Consider the following 16,892-nt stretch of genomic DNA (forward strand, 5'->3'; position numbering starts at 1 on the left):
TTCATTGATAGTCGAATAGGGCTAGAAAATGAAAGCTGCGAAGTGTTTCTTTAAATCAACGGATGAAGGAATAGAGGAAGCAATTCCATCTGCATAAAGTTTTGTCAGGTGAATTCTAGATGATTTGATGATTAAATGGCCGGTTTAACATTGATATATGGCTATTAATGTGTATAATAAGTACTTGTGCGAAGCGCACCGCGGTTCATCAACCATCCCGCGTAATCAAAACTCGGAGAAAGTAGGGATCAAATGGAAAAATCAACAAATCTAACCAATCAACGTTTGCGTGTCGTCGCAGCCAATGGGATCATTATGGCACTTTATGTTGCTGTAACGGTTCTAGTCTCACCCGTTGCCTCAGGAGCGATTCAATTTAGGATATCTGAAGGATTGAATCACTTGGTCGTTTTCAACAGAAAATTGATGTGGGGTGTCGTTGGCGGGGTTGTAATGTATAACATGTTCTTTGGAATGGGGATCTTGGATGTCGTATTCGGCGGTTTCGGAAGCTTCTTGGCTTTAGGAGCAACTGCATTGGTATATAAGAAGATTCCAAATGTTTTCGTAAGACTGGCATTTAATACCATTGTTTTTTCATTAAGTATGTTCCTGATTGCGATTATGCTAAATATCACCTTAGCATTGCCTTTCTGGCCAACATTTGCAACAACGGCATTGAGTGAATTTATTGTAATGACGATTACGGCACCGGTGATGTATATCATCAATCGTGCCGTTCGCTTCGATAAGCGCGTGTAAAAAAAGCTTGTTTTTTGCTTTGATGGTTCTCAAAAAACAAGAAAAAAGATCATTCCTAAGAAATGAAGGAATGATCTTTTATTTTATTCTGCTTTTAAGTCTTCGATCTCCACAACTTTGAAGTTTTTCGCTTCTAGTTGCGCAACGATCTTGTCGCATAATTCTTTTGATGTGTTTGCTGGTAAAGTGATCATCGTACGACGAATAAATTCGTCTTTACCGATGTCGAGAGTGATACAGCTAGCGATACTGCTGTATTTTGCGATTATTTTTGAGATAACCGCTAAGTCGCCTTGTTGACCTGTTGATGCGATCGTCAACACATAGCTTCCTTGTTCGACGCTCCATGATTGTGACAACATATTCAATAAGGAACTATGAGTCAAGATGCCGTAAAATTGATTGTTTTCATCTAGTACCGCAATATAAGGCAATTCTTTGATTGTAAAGAAAACCTTAAAAAATGAAGAGTTGACATAAATGAACTTCGTCGCATTTTTTAGCAGATAGGTGACGGGTAAAGTCATGTCACCGCCATTTGCTTTATGGCGATAGATGTGCATTTTATAAATATTTCCTCTAAAAATCTTTCCTGATTCATCTAGGATAGGCACACAACGATAACCAGACTCTTCTAAAATTGCCAGCGCTTCTTCTAAGGTAGCTGTTTCCTTTACCGTTGTTAAATCGCGTTTTTTGTAAACCATTGTTTTTAATAACATAATTTTCCCTCCCAAATACCCATTTAACACCATTATCATACCACAAAATCAGCAGAAACTATATTTATACGACAGAAAATCAAAAATTGACACAATCTTAAATAAATGGTATTTTTAGTGTTGGAAAACTTTATAAAAAGGGGGAGGACACTAAGATGGCAACGAAAAAAGCTGCTTTGGCTTGTTCTGTCTGCGGATCCCGCAACTATTCAAAATCAGTCAGTGAAGGTAAAAAAGGCGAACGCCTTGAAATCAACAAATTTTGCAAGTATTGCAATCAATATACTTTGCATCGTGAAACGAAGTAAGGAGGGAATCGAATGAAATTTTTGAAAAATGTTGTTGAAGAAATGAAAAACGTTTCTTGGCCATCAAAAAAACAATTACGCAAAGATACATTTGTGGTGATTCAAACAACCATTATTTTTGCATTGATGTTCTTTGTGATGGACACACTGATTCAAACGGTCTTCAATTGGATCCTAAAGTAACACTTCTTACTGATAGCGCTAGTCATTTATCACAAATCGTGCTATAATCGCTTTGAGGAAAAACTTCGGTGCAGCTGAGGTTTTTTTATTTTACAAAAAAGATGGGGAGTCCGAAAAAAATGGAATCTTTTGAAAAAAATTGGTATGTACTGCATACGTATTCTGGCTATGAAAACAAAGTAAAAGCGAACCTAGAGTCACGTGCACAAAGCATGGGGATGGGTGATTATATTTTCCGTGTCGTCGTTCCCGAAGAAGTAGAAACAGAAGAAAAAAACGGCAAAACCAAAGAAATCGTTCATAAAACATTTCCTGGCTATGTATTAGTTGAAATGGTCATGACGGATGAATCTTGGTACGTTGTACGTAATACTCCTGGGGTAACAGGTTTCGTTGGCTCTCATGGTGCAGGAAGCAAGCCAGCGCCTTTATTACAAGAAGAAATCAATTCAATTTTACGTTCGATCGGTATGAGTACTCGGACAGTTGAACTGGAAGTCGAAATTGGCGAAACCGTCAAAATCATCGAAGGTGCGTTTTCTGGTCTAGAAGGACAAGTAGCAGAAATCGATGAAGAAAAACAAAAACTAAAAGTGAACATCGATATGTTCGGTCGTGAAACCAGTACAGAACTTGATTTTGAGCAAGTAGATAAAATTTAACTGCTGGATAGACTAGCATGAACGGCTCATTTACGGTAAAATAACAGTAATGAGAATAAAGTGGACCAATTCGTTGGCCCACTTTTTTTCTCAAAATGAGTAAGCGCTTTATAAGAGGAAGGGGTCTTATGTCAAAATTATTTGCTTTTTTTAGAGTAAAGTTTCACAATGATTTTCATCCCCATACTAAAGGGATGATCTCTGTACATAATGGGTATAGCTTGTTGCTTCTTTTTAATTTGCTGCTGTTTTTCTTTGCCATGTTGTTTTTCGATCCAAGGGTGGCAGTCGAAGAGCTCAAGTTGATTTTATTTTCGGAAAGTCATCTTGTGACAGATTATATTGCTATGACTTCTGTAGGGTCGGCTTTATTAAACAGCAGTTTGATGACGTTTGTAGCGATCTCGATTTGCTATCATTATCGGGTGCCGATCACAGGAGGCGCGGTGTCTGCTATCTTTATGGTGACTGGGTATGGTTTTTTTGGGAAAAATCTACTAAATTTTATCCCGATATTTTTAGGCGTCCGTCTGTATTCGTATTTTATGAATGAACCATTGAAAAAATTTCTGTTGATTGCATTGTATGGATCGTCGGTTTCTCCAATCGTCAGCTATTTTGCATTCAATGACTCACTACCGCCTTATTTTAGCTTGGTGATGGGGTACGGTATTGGAATTTTTACCGGTTTTTTGATGGTTCCCATGGCCTTATATTTTCAAGGACTATTTCAAAGCGTCAGTTTATACAGTGCTGGATTCACTTCAGGAATGTTGTGTACATTAGTCGCCGCTATCTGTCGGATGTTTGGCCTAACGATTGAGCTAAGAACATTGGTGTCGCAAGAACAGCAGCCGCGTTTGATTCTCATGATGCTGGTTTTAGGAAGTGTGTTCGTAGGCTATGGGTCACTGATGGCAATCAAGAAAAAACGATTGAATATGCGAGCGATTTGGTCTCATAGTGGCAAAATCGAACGAGATATCTTACGTGATACCGGCGTTTATAATACGATGATCAACATGGGATTGATGACGTTTTTGCTTGTGGCATATGTCGTCAGTATTGGTGCGGTTTTAAATGGACCAGTTATCGGTGCGATCTTTTGCGTCATCGGCTTTTCTGCTTGTGGCTCTCATGTCTTTAACTCGCTGCCTTTATTGGCAGGGGTGACGATTGCCAATCTATTGAGCGTATACACCATCAACGAGACGGTTACAGTCACGTCAGCGATTTTTGCGATGATGCTCTGTGCAGTAACAAATGCCTATGGCTGGAAAGGCGGCTTGGTGGTCGGTTTTGTGCACGCCTCAATGGTACTGAATATTGATTTCTTACATGGAGGTTTGAATCTGTATAACAATGGTTTTTCTGGCGGGCTAGTCGCCATGATGATCATTCCCTTATTGGATCTCAGCAAACAGCTTTGGCAAAAATCAGCCGATCAGGCGCAAGCTACCAAGGATGAAAAACCACAAATGGACTTGAAAGCACAAGAAAGCGAGCAGCCATTGGTCCCATTGGATCAAACAGAAGGAAAACCTAAATTTTCCGAGCCTGTGAAGGTATTAAAACCCGTTGCCCAAAAGAAACACTATAGGGTAGGCGAGTGGGAGTAGAAAAACCGCCAATGTCATTTGTTACTTGTTTAACAAGTAGGGAGTGCTTGCCTTTTCGTCGTTGGAAATAATGGGAAAATGAAAACCAACCAAGAACAAGCAACGATTGGTTGTTCTTGGTTGGTTTTTATTCGTGTTCATTTCTAAAAAAACATCAACGATTGGCTTCTAAGATTTCTGCCTGTAGGCGTTGGGCAGTCGGCGTCATGGCTAGACCACCTTCAGCCGTTTCTTTGAAAATGCTAGGCATTTGTCGTCCGACTTGATACATCGCTAAGACCACTTCATCAGGTGGGATGACACTTTCGATTCCTGCTAATGCCATGTCGGCAGAGATAAAGGCCTGGGAAGATCCCAGGGCATTGCGCTTCACGCAGGGGACCTCGACTAAGCCCGCGACAGGGTCACAAATCAAGCCCATCATATTCTTGAGGGTGATCGCCACCGCTTGAGCCGCTTGGTGGGGGGTGCCACCTTTTGCACAAACCAAAGCCGCCGCTGCCATTGCGCTAGCAGAACCGATCTCTGCTTGACAACCGCCTTCGGCACCGGAAATCGAGGCATTGTTGGCAATCACCAGGCCAAAGGCGCCGGCTGTAAACAAAAAGTCGACTTGTTGCGCTCGAGTCAGTGCCAAACGCTCACGTACGGCCATCAATACACCAGAAACAACACCCGCACTACCGGCAGTCGGTGTTGCACAGATCAAGCCCATTTTCGCATTGACTTCGTTGACTGCAATGGCATTTTGGACCGCTTGTAGAATGGTTTCTCCGCTTAAAAAATCACCGGCAGCAAGGTAGTCGTTCATGCGAGTCGCATCGCCGCCGGTCAATCCCGTCACCGATTTTACACCAGCGACACCTTCAGCGACTGATTGTTCCATAACAACTAAATTCTTTTCCATGATTGCAAGGATTTGTTCGCGACTACGACCAGTATTTTCTGCTTCGATCGCAATCATCATCTCTGCAACGGAAGGATAATTTTTACTTTCTATTACTAACTCTTCTATTGTATAGAACATGTGCTTATCTCCTTTAATCAAAATACGCAGCGCTGTAAACGTGCGGCAAAACTTTGATTTGTTGCGCCAGCTGATCATTGCGCTGATCGACTTCGATGATCATGATTGCTTTATCACCGACAGCTTCTCTCGTAACGGTCATCGTACCGATATTGATTTGATCCTCTGATAGTAAATTGGTTACTTTCGCAATCATTCCCGGAACATCTTGATGGACGATCACATAAGTAGGGGTACCCAGTGTCAGAGAAATTTTGAAGCCGTTAAGCTCTGAGATTTGAATGTTGCCACCACCTATCGAGATGCCAGTGACAGATAGTTTGTGGCTACCTTTTGTCAAAATCATCTTGACCATATTCGGATGTTCCGCTTTTTCTTTTTTAGGGACGAATAAGACTTCGATCCCTTTCTCATAAGCGATTTTTAAAGAGTCCGCTAGGCGAGCATCATCTGGCTCCATGCCTAAGAGACCGCCAACTAACGCAATATCGGTTCCATGACCGCGATAGGTTTTAGCAAACGATTCATACAACAGGATATCTACACTGTCTGGCTGTTCGCCAAAAATACTGCGAACGATTTTTCCGATCCGGGCAGCACCGGCGGTATGAGAACTGCTGGGACCCACCATGATGGGTCCGATTATGTCAAATACACTGCGGTATTTTAATTGTTCCATTTTTTTCACCTCGATAGTAGTAAACGAATAGGGAAGAATTCCAGTAGTAGTGTAGCATAAAAAAATGAGAGAATGAAAAAAGCAGACCAAAAGCAAGTGATTTTTATTTCTTTTTTTAGCGATGGACTAACGAAAAGCGCTGGTGAGCATTTTTTCAAAAAAATCAGCTGAAAAACCTTGAATTATTCCATAAAGATGCTATAATATTCCAGTGTGCTTTCGTCACACGTTTTTTGTGTGTGCACATGAATCACCAAAGTGGGAGGAGAAATTTGGATCTCCAATTAACCACATCACGGACTCAAGGAGGTATGTCTCGTGGCAAAAAAAGTAGAAAAAATCGTTAAATTGCAAATTCCTGCAGGTAAAGCAACACCAGCTCCGCCGGTAGGTCCTGCGCTAGGTCAAGCGGGTATCAACATCATGGGATTCACTAAAGAATTCAATGCTCGTACAGCTGATCAAGCAGGTTTGATCATTCCAGTAGTGATCTCTGTATACGAAGACCGTTCATTTACTTTCGTTACAAAAACACCACCAGCAGCAGTATTGTTGAAAAAAGCAGCAAACGTTGAAAAAGGTTCAGGCGAACCAAACAAAACAAAAGTTGCAAAAGTTTCACGCGATCAAGTAAAAGAAATCGCTGAATTGAAAATGGAAGACCTAAACGCAGCTGACGTTGAAGCAGCAATGCGCATGGTTGAAGGAACTGCACGAAGCATGGGGATCACTGTAGAATAATTACAGCCCTAAGGAAGTAGCTTCTCAGTCGGCTTCATATTGAAAAATATGGGACACGTGGGAGGTTCTACCGTTATAACCACATCAAGGAGGAAACAAAATGGCTAAAAAAAGCAAAAAAATGCAAGAAGCATTGAAAAAAGTTGATGCTACAAAAGCTTATTCAGTTGAAGAAGCAGTAGCTTTGGCAAAAGAAACAAATATTGCAAAATTCGACGCAACGGTTGAAGTTGCTTACAAATTAAACGTAGACCCTAAAAAAGCGGATCAACAAATCCGTGGCGCGGTTGTATTACCAAACGGTACTGGTAAAACACAAACAGTTTTAGTTTTTGCTAAAGGCGATAAAGCCAAAGAAGCAGAAGCAGCTGGTGCTGATTTCGTTGGTGACGACGATATGGTTCAAAAAATCCAAGGTGGCTGGTTCGATTTTGACGTTGTTGTTGCAACGCCTGACATGATGGCTACTGTTGGTAAATTAGGTCGTGTATTAGGCCCTAAAGGTTTGATGCCTAACCCTAAAACTGGTACAGTAACAATGGACGTAACAAAAGCAGTTAACGAAGTAAAAGCTGGTAAAGTTACTTACCGTGTTGACAAAGCTGGAAACATCCACGTACCAATCGGAAAAGTTTCTTTTGAAGATGACAAATTGATTGAAAACTTCAAAACGATCCATGAAACATTGTTGAAAGCTAAACCTTCAGCAGCAAAAGGTCAATACATGAAAAATATCTCAGTTACAACAACATTTGGTCCTGGGATCCATGTAGAACAAGCTTCTTTCTAATTTAATACAAAAATTCAAAACTTTTATTGACTTGACTACCTTATCTATGGTAAGGTAGTCAAGGTTAAAAGTTTAACTGTACCGAAGACAGTAGGTGGCATTTGCCTTAATTTCCTACCGAGGACGTTTATTGAGAATCTTCAATAGTCCCTCTATGTCTACGGTGGCATAGAGTTTTTTTATTGTCCTTTATAGGACAAAGGAACAGTTTGTTTCGAAGAAACTCTTCCATCAAAATCAGGAGGTGAAATATAAATGAGTGAAGCAGCTATCGCTAAAAAATCCGCGATCGTTGATGAAGTGAGTGCAAAATTCTCTGCAGCCGCATCTGTAGTCGTTGTTGACTACCGTGGACTAACTGTTGATGAAGTAACTCGCTTACGTAAACAATTGCGTGATGCAAACGTTGAGATGAAAGTTATCAAAAACTCAATTCTTTCTCGTGCTGCTGAAAAAGCTGGTCTAGAGGGTTTAGGTGAAGTATTCACTGGCCCTACTGCCGTAGCATTCAGTAACGAAGACGTTGTTGCACCTGCAAAAATCATTAACGATTTCGCAAAAGACGCAAAAGCTTTAGAAATCAAAGGCGGTATCATCGAAGGCAAAGTTTCTTCATTGGAAGAAATTACTGCATTGGCGAAATTGCCAAACCGCGAAGGACTTCTTTCTATGTTGCTATCTGTGCTACAAGCACCTATCCGCAACGTGGCTTACGCTGTCAAAGCAGTGGCAGAAAAAGAAGAAGATGCAGCATAATTGCCGCATAATTTTTCAGTATTAAAAACTAAACTACTTACTTAAATGGAGGAAAACAAAATGGCATTGAACATTGAAAACATTGTCGAAGAGCTAAAAGGCGCGACAATCTTAGAATTAAACGATTTAATTAAAGCTATCGAAGAAGAATTTGGCGTATCTGCTGCAGCTCCTGTAGCTGTAGCTGGTGGAGCTGGCGATGCTGGTGCTGCTGAAGAACAAACTGAATTCACTGTAGAATTGACTGCAGCTGGCGATCAAAAAGTTAAAGTTATCAAAGCAGTTCGTGAAGCAACTGGCTTAGGCTTGAAAGAAGCGAAAGCAGTCGTTGACGGAGCTCCTTCAGCAGTTAAAGAAGGCATCTCTAAAGACGAAGCTGAAGCATTGAAAGCAGCTTTAGAAGAAGTTGGCGCTTCAGTAACAGTTAAATAATTTTTCTTAGTGTCAAATCTTTTCGTATGAAGGGGTTTGGCGCTTTTTTTGTTAGAGGCTGAGATTCCTAAAAAGTAATAAGCAGCGATCCTCGTTTTTTTATGAGCGAGGATCGCTGCTTATTTTTTTCGAAATTGTTGGAATAAGAACACGAAAATAAAAAAGAAAAATGCTTCCCACAACGTTGTGGTCCAACTAAAGCTGCGGTTAATACCAAAAACGAGATTACCAATATTGGAAACCACCAAATACAAGGCTGTTGCTAGCAAAGAATAGCCGAATCGTTTGCCCATCATTACGCCTCCCTTTGCTATGATTGTAACAAGTCAAAAGAGTTGTGGCAATCAATTCTGATGCAGTGATGATAAATTGATCGATAGAAAGAGAAAAACCGAACGGTCCGTAGTGATCGTTCGGTTGAAGAGGATGTAGCCCGGTTCGCTTAATCCAATGGAACATCAAAGATCCAACCGGTTGGTGCCGAAATATCGCCGAATTGAATGCCGGTCAATTGGTGATACAATGCTTTTGTTTGTGGACCAACTTCCGTTTCGCTATAGAACACATGGAAATCCTCGCCGTTTTGGATCCCGCCGATCGGGGAAATAACAGCAGCTGTTCCGCAGGCACCCGCTTCGACAAAACGATCCAGCTCATTGAGATAAACATCACCTTCCACAGGGGTTAATCCTAATGAATGTTGCGCTAGATGCAGCAATGAATATTTTGTGATACTTGGTAAAATAGAAGGAGATTTTGGTGTCACAAATTCATTAGCAGCCGTGATCCCGAAAAAGTTGGCAGAACCGACTTCTTCGATTTTGGTATGCGTTTCTGGATCAAGGTAGATGCAATCGGAAAATTTCCGTTGATGGGCTTCGTATCCAGGTAACAAACTCGCCGCATAATTTCCACCAACTTTGGCTGCGCCAGTACCATTTGGTGCCGCGCGATCATAATCAGAAACAATGAAATTGGTTGGTGTCAATCCGCCCTTAAAGTAAGGTCCGACCGGCATACAAAAAACCGTAAAAATATACTCTGGTGCTGGGCTTACACCGATATTTTCTCCGACGCCAATCAATAGAGGACGAATATACAAGGTGGCGCCGCTGCCATAAGGCGGAACATATTCCTGATTTGCTTTTACTACTTGTTTTACCGCATCTAAGAAAAAGGCCTCAGGAACCTCTGGCATACGCAGACGATAGGCACTGCGGTTCATCCGTTTGCTATTTTCGTCTGGACGGAACAAATTGATGCCGCCATCTTTTCTTCGGTAGGCTTTTAGTCCTTCAAAACATTGCTGTCCATAATGAAGAGCGGTTGATCCCTCGTGGATATGCAGATAATTATCCTCGGTAAGTTCGCCTTCATTCCAAGAACCGTCTTTCCATGTTGCCAAAAAACGCCATGGCGTTTTGATATAAGAAAACCCTAAATTTGACCAATCGATTGTCATTCGTTCACACCCTTTTTTAATTTTTCTAAGTATAGCACTTCAGAAAAGAAATGTCATTATTTTCTGAAAATTCTTCTGTAAGAATATTTGGTGACAGTGACGTGTAAAGAAAGGGGAACCGATCTTTGCTTGTACGAGTTCCCCAGATTGTTTTTCTACAAGTTCTGTGCTTCAATGAGAGTATAAAAAAACAAAAAGGGGGAACGTTTGTGATTGAGGAAGTGTTGACGGACAGTCTGGGGATCGCTGCTGCGTATCGACGATTGAAACCAATCATGATCCATACACCACTTGCACCAAGTAATATTTTAGGCAAAGAAAAAGAGGGCACGATATTTTTGAAATTAGAAAATCTACAGCGTACCGGCTCCTTTAAAGCGCGGGGGGCGTATAACAAACTCGCGTCATTGACTGATGCAGAAAAACTTCGCGGTGTCATTGCCTGTTCTGCAGGAAATCATGCGCAAGGTGTTGCTCTCGCCGGATCGTTACTGGGGATCAATGTCCGAATTTTTATGCCATTAACGGCTGCCAAAACAAAAATAGAGGCGACAAGAAGTTATGGCGCACAAGTCGTTTTAGCAGGAGAGACGTTTGATGAAACCAAACAACTGACACTAGACGCCATGAAAGATAGTGGCGAAGTATTTGTCTCTCCCTTTGATGATCGTGCAGTAATGGAGGGGCAAGGAACGATTGCGATCGAACTGTTGGAGGATCTTCCAGATGTTGATAATGTCATTATTCCCATCGGCGGTGGTGGGTTGATTGCTGGGATTGCTTTAGCCTTAAAAGAACTTCGTCCAGAAGTCAAAATCATCGGCGTTCAATCCTATGGCGTTTATGGCATGATCGCCTCACTTTGGCAGCAAAAGCTAGTAGCCAATCGCCGCAGTAGAACGATCGCCGATGGCTGTGATGTTGCTTTGGCAGGGGAACTGACCTATGATGTTTTAAAGACCCGTATCGATGAAACGGTCTTAGTTGAAGAATCCGATATCGAACAAGCGATCCATTACTTAGCATTGAGGGAAAAAGTCATCGCAGAAGGGGCTGGTGCATTAAGTACGGCGGCGATTTTAAGCGGACAGATCGATCATTTGCTTCGAGGAAAGAAAACTGTGGCATTGGTCTCCGGCGGCAATATTGATTTCTCTGTGTTTAAGGAAATCATCTGAGTGCAACAAGCCTTCCAAAAAAGAAAGAAGAGACCTGATTAGACATTCTCCTAATTGGGTCTCTTCTTTTAAATTCAAAGCAGGCGCTCAGATGATTACTTTGGGAGAGAAAGTATTGTTTCGATCCACTGTCCAAAGGTTGTTACATATTTCAACGGTCCGACCAATGTAAATCGTGCCATCGTTGGGTTGATTTTTTCAAAGTAAAAACGCCGACTTTCCCCTGAGTAAAGTGCATTGAACTCATCAATAACGATTTTTTTTTGCTGTTGTAGCAATTCCTCTGATTCAATAAAGAAATCAATGGCAAGTAAGCTTTCGGGTATCTGTTTTTCTGAACGTATTGAAGCAAAAGAAAGCAGGGGATCTTCAAATGGTTCGCCCATCAACGAAGCCACATCTTTGTAAGAAAAGCGCCACTGCCCGCCAATTTTTGTCCCTTTAAGTTGGTTGGTCTTTTGATAATTTCGGATGGTTCGAGTCGTTACGCCCAGTTTTTCAGCGACTTCTTCAACGGTATAATAATCTTTCATCGGTTCCTCCTACAAAGCGATTGTACGATCACAAAAGCGTTGCTCCTCTTTCTTATGACTAGTATAGATGATCATGCGTTTTTCTGCATGTTTTTTTAAACACTTCATAATCTTTTCGGCAGCTTCATCATCAAGGCTGCTGGTAGCTTCGTCTAAAAGAATGATTTCGGCATCACTTAATAATATGCGAGCTAGAGCGATTCTTTGCTTTTCTCCTCCAGACAAGTCGGCACCATTTTCCGCAAGCCTGCTAGTCCATGAGCGCTGTTGAAAAATGGGCGCTAAAATACCAGAGGTTTCGATAATTGTTTTTTCTTCTCCCGTCATTTTTCTTCCCCATACAAGATTTTCTTCAATTGTCCGAGAGAGAATCGTAGGGTCTTGAGCAAGGTAGAGGGTTTTATCTGTTTCAGGGTTTCTTGGCTTGATGCGTTTACTCTTCGTTGAAAGCGAAATTCCTTCTGATGGATAAAGGCCAGCAATTGCCTTTAAAAACGTTGATTTTCCTTTTCCTGAAGCGCCAGCCAAGTAAATATGTTCACCAGGTTTCAAGGTTTCTTCAATGGGAAAGGAAAAGCTGTGGTTGCCAATGGATACGACAGGGTGGTCGAAAGTAAGACTCAGAGTAGCTTCACACGTTTGGTTCCAGCGGTCATCGGGAGCAGCCAATTCTTCGTTAACAAAACGTTGATTGGTCCTCAGAGTAGCTGTATCAAGATTGATTTTCGTTAAACCACTTAATGCAGAAAAGTAAATGGGTAATAGCACGCCAATCAAAATCAACGCAGAGGTTGGCAGTTCATCTTGTAATATTCCTTGAATCATAAACAAATAGACGCCGATCTGGGCGATCTGATTGATCGCATTAAGGACTAAACTAGTCGTTTGGGCAAAAGTATTGGTGTTTGCTAATGTTTGATACATCGATGTCAATTGAGAGGAAAACAGCTGCTCAAGAACAGCGTCACTCCATTGCTTCATTGTATCAATATGGGACAATGTTGTTAACATTTCCTTATTGCTAAGAGAAAATGCTTCTTGCATATTTTTCATCTTAATACTCAACTGTTGATTGATCCATCGAAACCCAAAAACATTGATGGGAAATAGCGATAGTAAAATGAAACCCAGTAAATAATGCAATTGGAAACACAAAAAAAGTGGGATCAGCAATAAGAAAAAGCAGCGAATGGCTTCGCTAAAACTACCGCAAATAAACAAGTATAAGGAATCAACAACGCCAAAGATGCGGTTTAATAGATAAGTGGGCTCCTTTTCAGAGAGTTCTACATAACTCTTCCTTTTCATTTTTTTTAACAATTCTAAGAGATGGCGAACATTCATCGAAGCTGCATAGCGCTCTTTCATCACAATCAATAAGAATTGCGCGCAATAAGTGATACTTAATATGAACGCTAATAAGCCGACGAGATGATCAAAGCGCAGTGCGTGATCTTCTTGTAGAAGCAAAGGGAAAGCGAGGTTTGTCAGGACAGTCAAAAAAACTAGCAAACTACTCAAACTGATAAAAAGTTTATTGTTTCTAATAATTTCAAACATAAAATCAACTCATTTCCTATATTTTCCTAAATAGTAGATGTTTTTATGGAAATTGTCAACAAAAAAAGAGTTCCTGATTAAAGGAACTCTTGAAAAATCAAAAGCTGCGTCCGCCGCCGCCGAATGTTCCGCCACCAGAAGAGTGGGTCGTACTGCCACCGCCGCCGCCAGAAAAACCGCCACCACCGCCTCCACCATTATTCGAAGGACGGGGGATGCGTCTGGTTGTGACAAAGGAATTGACTAAGCGATCTTCTTTTTGGGTCAGATCAATACTTGATTTTTCTAGATAGTTAAATTTGTAGCCGCCCATTTTTAATTGGTAACGGGATTTAACAATGATGAAAAAAGCGATACTGATCACTGCCGCGATCGCTAAGCAAATAGCAATTTCTAGTGGCGTTATCACTTTGTAATAAGTAATTTTTCCGGTATCACGATCGATACGATAATGATCGGCAGGAACACCTGCTTCCACAAAACCCTCTGCTTTTTGCAGATAGACCAATGCAGCTTGATAATAATTTCCCTCTGCCATCTGGTCAAATACCGCATCAAGTAGCTTATCTAGACGTGAATCGGTAAGATAATCGATCATATTTCCGGAAGTCGAAACGTGAAATTTCCGTTGCGCCATATCGATCACCAATGCCGAACCGTTGTTGTCGTTGCCGATCCGTCTTGAAAGATATCGATCAGTGTACAACTCGATATCTCCCGTATTGCTGTTTGTTGTTTGAATAAAAACTTCGCCTTTGATCTTTGCATTCAGCGCTTCTGCTTCTTCGTTCAACTTCTGGATCTCTTGTTCGGTAAAGAGTCCAGCGTGGTCTGCGACTGTCTCTTCGGCTGCGAAGGCGGGCAGGGCGGTTAAGAAAAAGCCAACCAGCAGTAACAACAAATAAGATAGTTTTTTCATAAGAAATACGCTCCAATCAATGCGAGGATGGTCGTTGCCGCGAAAATTGCGCCACTGACGATTCCCAAGCGCTTGTAACTAATCGGTAAAACACCGCTGACTTTTCCGGTTTGCCCATTCATCGCATAATAAAAGGCACTCTTGTTTTCATCATCGGCTCGATAGGTCACTAGCCATACAGGAAGCAAAACGTAGTTGTTTTCTTCTTTTGTTAGATTGATGGAACGATTGTTGCGTTTAAAACTAGTATAGCCATTGACGGTACCTGCTAGCAGATTTTCAGCATAACCCGATAATTCGTTTTTGACTTCGTCAGAAAGATCAATGTATTCAATGTCTCTTTTTTCTGCTTGGAAGCCGGCTAAATACTGACTGCGAAAATTAACAGCTTTTTCAAGGGGAAACGGCTGAACGCCAGTCACCATTTTTTGCTGAACGTTTTTTGACAGCGCATGCTTGAGCAATTCATTCACCTTGATTTTTCCTCGTCGCAAGACATCGTATTGTTTGTGCTCAGTATATTCAATATCACCAACGCGCCAAATACGCAAAGAGGTACCCATACCTGAAAGCAAGCCATTCATCTCAGCATCGACGACCCAATAAGGGAAGTACACACCAGTCAATTTCTCTACTTGTGCTTGATCGAAGAAATCCCGTGGCACAAATTTTTTCTTTTGCGCCCATTCTAAGAATTTCGCAGTTGCTTCTTCCTTTTCGATGGCAAAAGGGAGGACTTTGTTAGGTAAAAATTCTCCTGAAAGCCGTCCCGACAAAACGACCGGATTATGGCAAAAGTAGCAATAGGTTGCGGCTGTAGTCGCATCCGTCACGATTTCAGCACCGCAGCTGGGGCAGGTGAAAAGGTCCATCTGCCCCGCTTGTGCATCGGCTTGCTCTCTAACTTCTTCTTGAAGGGACGGTTCGGTCTCGGTCGCTGCAGAAGGATCTGAGACAGGAGTATCGGCCATCTGCGCTTCTTTTTGCTTTTCTTCAAAGGCAGTGACTTCGTCTTCAGTAAAAATACTCAGACAAAATGGACAATGAAATTTTTGATCGCCAGGATCAAAGGTTAAAGCGCCACCACAATTGGGGCACTTATGTGTGATAACATCCATCAGCAATCCTCCTCAATTAGTCTACTGGGACACCTTTGAAAGGTTTGCCGCAATTCGGACAGAATTTTGGAATGCCGTTGGCTAAATCGATCACTTCACCACAATCGCTGCATTTCATTTTCAGGCTTGGTCCATCGCTCGTTGGTTTTGGCGTCCCGCAATTGCTGCAGAATTTACCAGTATTAGAGGTGCCGCATTGTGGACAGTCCCAATGATCTGCGCTGTTTTGTGCGGAAGCCTGTTGCTGCTGCATCTGCTGCTGGTTGTTTTGAGACGCTTGGTTCAAATAACCGCCGCCAGCGTTCATCCCCATGCCCATGCCAACAAACCCAGTCGTAGCCCCAGCGGCATTGCTACCGGCAGATTCCATACCACGAGCAACCGAACCTTGAACATAGCCTTCACGAATCGAAGGGTCGCCTAACATTGCCCCTTGGTTCCGCATGTTGATCAGTTTTACGGAATCATCCGTATAAGAGATGCTTGCGACGGCAACAGAAACGATTTCCATGCCGCGGAGTTCTCGCCAGCTGTCATCAAGAACCGTTCCCATATATTTGCTTAATTCCATGCTCTTAGATGGAACGTAAGAAATTCGTTCGCCATCAGCGGACATTTTGTTGATCGCTGTTTGTAGGGCGGTCAAAAATTCAGCTAAGTACTGCTCATTGATGTCGTTGATATCGACTTGACTTTTGTTTTTTGGGATCGCATTCGTATAGAACAAAATTGGATCGGTAATTCGTAAGGAATAGTTTCCGTGCGCCCGTAAGAATAGTTCTGCGTTATAAAAGTTGTCAAAATAGTTCAAAGGCGATGAAGTACCGAAGCGAATTCCTTTGATTTCTTGAAGATTGATATAAAAAACTTGTTGTTTTTGTGGTGTAACGCCGCCAAACTTAAAGCGGTCGAAGGTTTCAGAAATCGCATCTTTCAATGAACCGTTCAACATCGAAGGCGCTAATTCATTTTTGACGGTATAGTAGCCTTCTTCAGCGGTATAATCGATGATTCGCCCGCCATCAACCAATAACATCATCATATTCGGATAGACATGGATCACTGACCCATCAGTGATGACATCTTCCGTGCCTTTTCTGTTAGAACCGCGTTTGTCATTACGCCGCACTTTGACACCTTTTGTCATTACTGTCGAATCGCTCATATTGTCAGGCTCGATCACCTCTAGCCATTGATCTGCTAATCCGCCGCCAATTGCGCTTGTTGCCGCTTTGATAATACCCATTTTCAGTCCTCCTTTAAATTGTTTTCATCACAATAGATGAACGTAGATTCATTATACCATAGGAGGTGAGATTTACGTTATCAGTCTAAAGTTGGAGAAGAGGAATGGTCTTTTTTCTTGAAAATAGGGAGGAATAAAAGGATATAGTGAGTGAAAGCGCGCGGAATGGCTCTTCGAATTAAATTTCCATTTCTT

At 41.8% G+C, this 16,892-nt stretch carries 20 protein-coding genes and 1 other annotated feature; of the genes, 10 read left to right on the forward strand and 10 right to left on the reverse strand.

Annotated features, from left to right (window positions below):
- The first annotated feature begins 252 nt into the window (after positions 1-252).
- On the forward strand, positions 253-762 hold the full coding sequence (locus IGI94_RS06305; protein ID WP_438899556.1) for a QueT transporter family protein: 510 nt from the start codon (positions 253-255) through the stop codon (positions 760-762).
- An 83-nt stretch (positions 763-845) separates the two neighbouring features.
- On the opposite strand, the gene cbpA is transcribed toward IGI94_RS06305, so the two are convergent.
- Positions 846-1,484, reverse strand: coding sequence for a cyclic di-AMP binding protein CbpA (cbpA, locus tag IGI94_RS06310; protein ID WP_008379786.1), 639 nt, complete (start codon positions 1,482-1,484; stop codon positions 846-848).
- Positions 1,485-1,639: 155 nt separating this feature from the next.
- Between cbpA and rpmG the strand changes: the two genes are divergently transcribed.
- From rpmG to IGI94_RS06330, 4 genes are all read left to right on the forward strand, one after another.
- Positions 1,640-1,792, forward strand: coding sequence for a 50S ribosomal protein L33 (rpmG, locus tag IGI94_RS06315; RefSeq protein ID WP_005229764.1), 153 nt, complete (start codon positions 1,640-1,642; stop codon positions 1,790-1,792).
- Positions 1,793-1,804: 12 nt separating this feature from the next.
- On the forward strand, positions 1,805-1,975 hold the full coding sequence (secE, locus tag IGI94_RS06320) for a preprotein translocase subunit SecE (protein WP_005229766.1): 171 nt from the start codon (positions 1,805-1,807) through the stop codon (positions 1,973-1,975).
- A gap of 119 nt (positions 1,976-2,094) precedes the next feature.
- Positions 2,095-2,637, forward strand: a complete 543-nt coding sequence (gene nusG, locus IGI94_RS06325) for a transcription termination/antitermination protein NusG (protein ID WP_005229769.1) — start codon at positions 2,095-2,097, stop codon at positions 2,635-2,637.
- Between the two features lie 128 nt (positions 2,638-2,765).
- Positions 2,766-4,256, forward strand: coding sequence for a DUF1576 domain-containing protein (locus tag IGI94_RS06330; RefSeq protein WP_400450070.1), 1,491 nt, complete (start codon positions 2,766-2,768; stop codon positions 4,254-4,256).
- A gap of 154 nt (positions 4,257-4,410) precedes the next feature.
- Here IGI94_RS06330 and sdaAA read toward each other — a convergent pair whose 3' ends face one another.
- Positions 4,411-5,283, reverse strand: coding sequence for an L-serine ammonia-lyase, iron-sulfur-dependent, subunit alpha (gene sdaAA, locus IGI94_RS06335; RefSeq protein ID WP_008381622.1), 873 nt, complete (start codon positions 5,281-5,283; stop codon positions 4,411-4,413).
- Between the two features lie 13 nt (positions 5,284-5,296).
- Positions 5,297-5,962 (reverse strand): L-serine ammonia-lyase, iron-sulfur-dependent subunit beta, encoded by a 666-nt coding sequence (gene sdaAB, locus IGI94_RS06340; protein ID WP_438899557.1) that lies wholly within the window; start codon positions 5,960-5,962, stop codon positions 5,297-5,299.
- Positions 5,963-6,280: 318 nt separating this feature from the next.
- Between sdaAB and rplK the strand changes: the two genes are divergently transcribed.
- The 4 genes from rplK to rplL all read left to right on the forward strand — a co-directional run bounded on the left by rplK (position 6,281) and on the right by rplL (position 8,681).
- Positions 6,281-6,703: a 50S ribosomal protein L11 gene (gene rplK / locus IGI94_RS06345; RefSeq protein ID WP_005229787.1), complete on the forward strand. Its 423-nt coding sequence runs from the start codon at positions 6,281-6,283 to the stop codon at positions 6,701-6,703.
- Positions 6,704-6,803: 100 nt separating this feature from the next.
- Complete coding sequence (gene rplA, locus IGI94_RS06350; RefSeq protein ID WP_005229790.1) at positions 6,804-7,493, forward strand: 50S ribosomal protein L1; 690 nt, start codon at positions 6,804-6,806, stop codon at positions 7,491-7,493.
- A gap of 63 nt (positions 7,494-7,556) precedes the next feature.
- Positions 7,557-7,683: a sequence feature (ribosomal protein L10 leader region), on the forward strand.
- 65 nt (positions 7,684-7,748) lie between these two features.
- Entirely contained in the window at positions 7,749-8,249 is a 501-nt protein-coding gene (gene rplJ, locus IGI94_RS06355; protein WP_005236672.1) for a 50S ribosomal protein L10, read from the forward strand.
- Positions 8,250-8,309: 60 nt separating this feature from the next.
- Positions 8,310-8,681, forward strand: coding sequence for a 50S ribosomal protein L7/L12 (gene rplL / locus IGI94_RS06360; protein WP_003127081.1), 372 nt, complete (start codon positions 8,310-8,312; stop codon positions 8,679-8,681).
- Between the two features lie 119 nt (positions 8,682-8,800).
- Here rplL and IGI94_RS06365 read toward each other — a convergent pair whose 3' ends face one another.
- The gene (locus tag IGI94_RS06365; protein WP_005236653.1) at positions 8,801-8,974 is read right to left on the reverse strand and encodes a hypothetical protein; all 174 of its coding nucleotides are present in this window, start codon (positions 8,972-8,974) and stop codon (positions 8,801-8,803) included.
- A gap of 149 nt (positions 8,975-9,123) precedes the next feature.
- Positions 9,124-10,143, reverse strand: coding sequence for a branched-chain amino acid aminotransferase (locus tag IGI94_RS06370; RefSeq protein WP_008381617.1), 1,020 nt, complete (start codon positions 10,141-10,143; stop codon positions 9,124-9,126).
- A 209-nt stretch (positions 10,144-10,352) separates the two neighbouring features.
- Here IGI94_RS06370 and IGI94_RS06375 point away from each other — a divergent pair, with 209 nt between their 5' ends.
- Positions 10,353-11,321 carry a pyridoxal-phosphate dependent enzyme gene (locus IGI94_RS06375; RefSeq protein WP_005236650.1) on the forward strand — a complete coding sequence of 323 codons (969 nt, stop codon included), beginning with the start codon at positions 10,353-10,355 and terminating at the stop codon, positions 11,319-11,321.
- A gap of 95 nt (positions 11,322-11,416) precedes the next feature.
- On the opposite strand, the gene IGI94_RS06380 is transcribed toward IGI94_RS06375, so the two are convergent.
- From IGI94_RS06380 to IGI94_RS06400, 5 genes are all read right to left on the reverse strand, one after another.
- Positions 11,417-11,854: a helix-turn-helix domain-containing protein gene (locus tag IGI94_RS06380; RefSeq protein ID WP_008381614.1), complete on the reverse strand. Its 438-nt coding sequence runs from the start codon at positions 11,852-11,854 to the stop codon at positions 11,417-11,419.
- 9 nt (positions 11,855-11,863) lie between these two features.
- Positions 11,864-13,414 (reverse strand): ATP-binding cassette domain-containing protein, encoded by a 1,551-nt coding sequence (locus IGI94_RS06385; RefSeq protein ID WP_438899558.1) that lies wholly within the window; start codon positions 13,412-13,414, stop codon positions 11,864-11,866.
- A gap of 97 nt (positions 13,415-13,511) precedes the next feature.
- Positions 13,512-14,333, reverse strand: coding sequence for a TPM domain-containing protein (locus IGI94_RS06390; protein ID WP_005236637.1), 822 nt, complete (start codon positions 14,331-14,333; stop codon positions 13,512-13,514).
- Positions 14,330-15,451, reverse strand: a complete 1,122-nt coding sequence (locus IGI94_RS06395) for an ATP-binding protein (RefSeq protein ID WP_086372798.1) — start codon at positions 15,449-15,451, stop codon at positions 14,330-14,332. The genes IGI94_RS06390 and IGI94_RS06395 overlap by 4 nt, the downstream gene beginning before the upstream one ends.
- Positions 15,452-15,467: 16 nt before the next feature.
- Positions 15,468-16,697: an SPFH domain-containing protein gene (locus IGI94_RS06400; protein ID WP_016621227.1), complete on the reverse strand. Its 1,230-nt coding sequence runs from the start codon at positions 16,695-16,697 to the stop codon at positions 15,468-15,470.
- Between the last annotated feature and the right edge of the window lie 195 nt (positions 16,698-16,892).

Source organism: Enterococcus sp. AZ149, assembly GCF_051714285.1.
Lineage (GTDB): Bacteria > Bacillota > Bacilli > Lactobacillales > Enterococcaceae > Enterococcus_D > Enterococcus_D entomosocium.

What these genes read in the sequence shown, in the direction of transcription:
- IGI94_RS06305 (WP_438899556.1), top strand. Translation starts at nt 253, where the DNA reads ATGGAAAAATCAACAAATCTAACCAATCAACGTTTGCGTGTCGTCGCA.
- cbpA (WP_008379786.1), bottom strand. Translation starts at nt 1,484, where the DNA reads ATGTTATTAAAAACAATGGTTTACAAAAAACGCGATTTAACAACGGTA.
- rpmG (WP_005229764.1), top strand. Translation starts at nt 1,640, where the DNA reads ATGGCAACGAAAAAAGCTGCTTTGGCTTGTTCTGTCTGCGGATCCCGC.
- secE (WP_005229766.1), top strand. Translation starts at nt 1,805, where the DNA reads ATGAAATTTTTGAAAAATGTTGTTGAAGAAATGAAAAACGTTTCTTGG.
- nusG (WP_005229769.1), top strand. Translation starts at nt 2,095, where the DNA reads ATGGAATCTTTTGAAAAAAATTGGTATGTACTGCATACGTATTCTGGC.
- IGI94_RS06330 (WP_400450070.1), top strand. Translation starts at nt 2,766, where the DNA reads ATGTCAAAATTATTTGCTTTTTTTAGAGTAAAGTTTCACAATGATTTT.
- sdaAA (WP_008381622.1), bottom strand. Translation starts at nt 5,283, where the DNA reads ATGTTCTATACAATAGAAGAGTTAGTAATAGAAAGTAAAAATTATCCT.
- sdaAB (WP_438899557.1), bottom strand. Translation starts at nt 5,962, where the DNA reads ATGGAACAATTAAAATACCGCAGTGTATTTGACATAATCGGACCCATC.
- rplA (WP_005229790.1), top strand. Translation starts at nt 6,804, where the DNA reads ATGGCTAAAAAAAGCAAAAAAATGCAAGAAGCATTGAAAAAAGTTGAT.
- rplJ (WP_005236672.1), top strand. Translation starts at nt 7,749, where the DNA reads ATGAGTGAAGCAGCTATCGCTAAAAAATCCGCGATCGTTGATGAAGTG.
- rplL (WP_003127081.1), top strand. Translation starts at nt 8,310, where the DNA reads ATGGCATTGAACATTGAAAACATTGTCGAAGAGCTAAAAGGCGCGACA.
- IGI94_RS06365 (WP_005236653.1), bottom strand. Translation starts at nt 8,974, where the DNA reads ATGGGCAAACGATTCGGCTATTCTTTGCTAGCAACAGCCTTGTATTTG.
- IGI94_RS06370 (WP_008381617.1), bottom strand. Translation starts at nt 10,143, where the DNA reads ATGACAATCGATTGGTCAAATTTAGGGTTTTCTTATATCAAAACGCCA.
- IGI94_RS06380 (WP_008381614.1), bottom strand. Translation starts at nt 11,854, where the DNA reads ATGAAAGATTATTATACCGTTGAAGAAGTCGCTGAAAAACTGGGCGTA.
- IGI94_RS06385 (WP_438899558.1), bottom strand. Translation starts at nt 13,414, where the DNA reads ATGTTTGAAATTATTAGAAACAATAAACTTTTTATCAGTTTGAGTAGT.
- IGI94_RS06390 (WP_005236637.1), bottom strand. Translation starts at nt 14,333, where the DNA reads ATGAAAAAACTATCTTATTTGTTGTTACTGCTGGTTGGCTTTTTCTTA.
- IGI94_RS06395 (WP_086372798.1), bottom strand. Translation starts at nt 15,451, where the DNA reads ATGGATGTTATCACACATAAGTGCCCCAATTGTGGTGGCGCTTTAACC.
- IGI94_RS06400 (WP_016621227.1), bottom strand. Translation starts at nt 16,697, where the DNA reads ATGGGTATTATCAAAGCGGCAACAAGCGCAATTGGCGGCGGATTAGCA.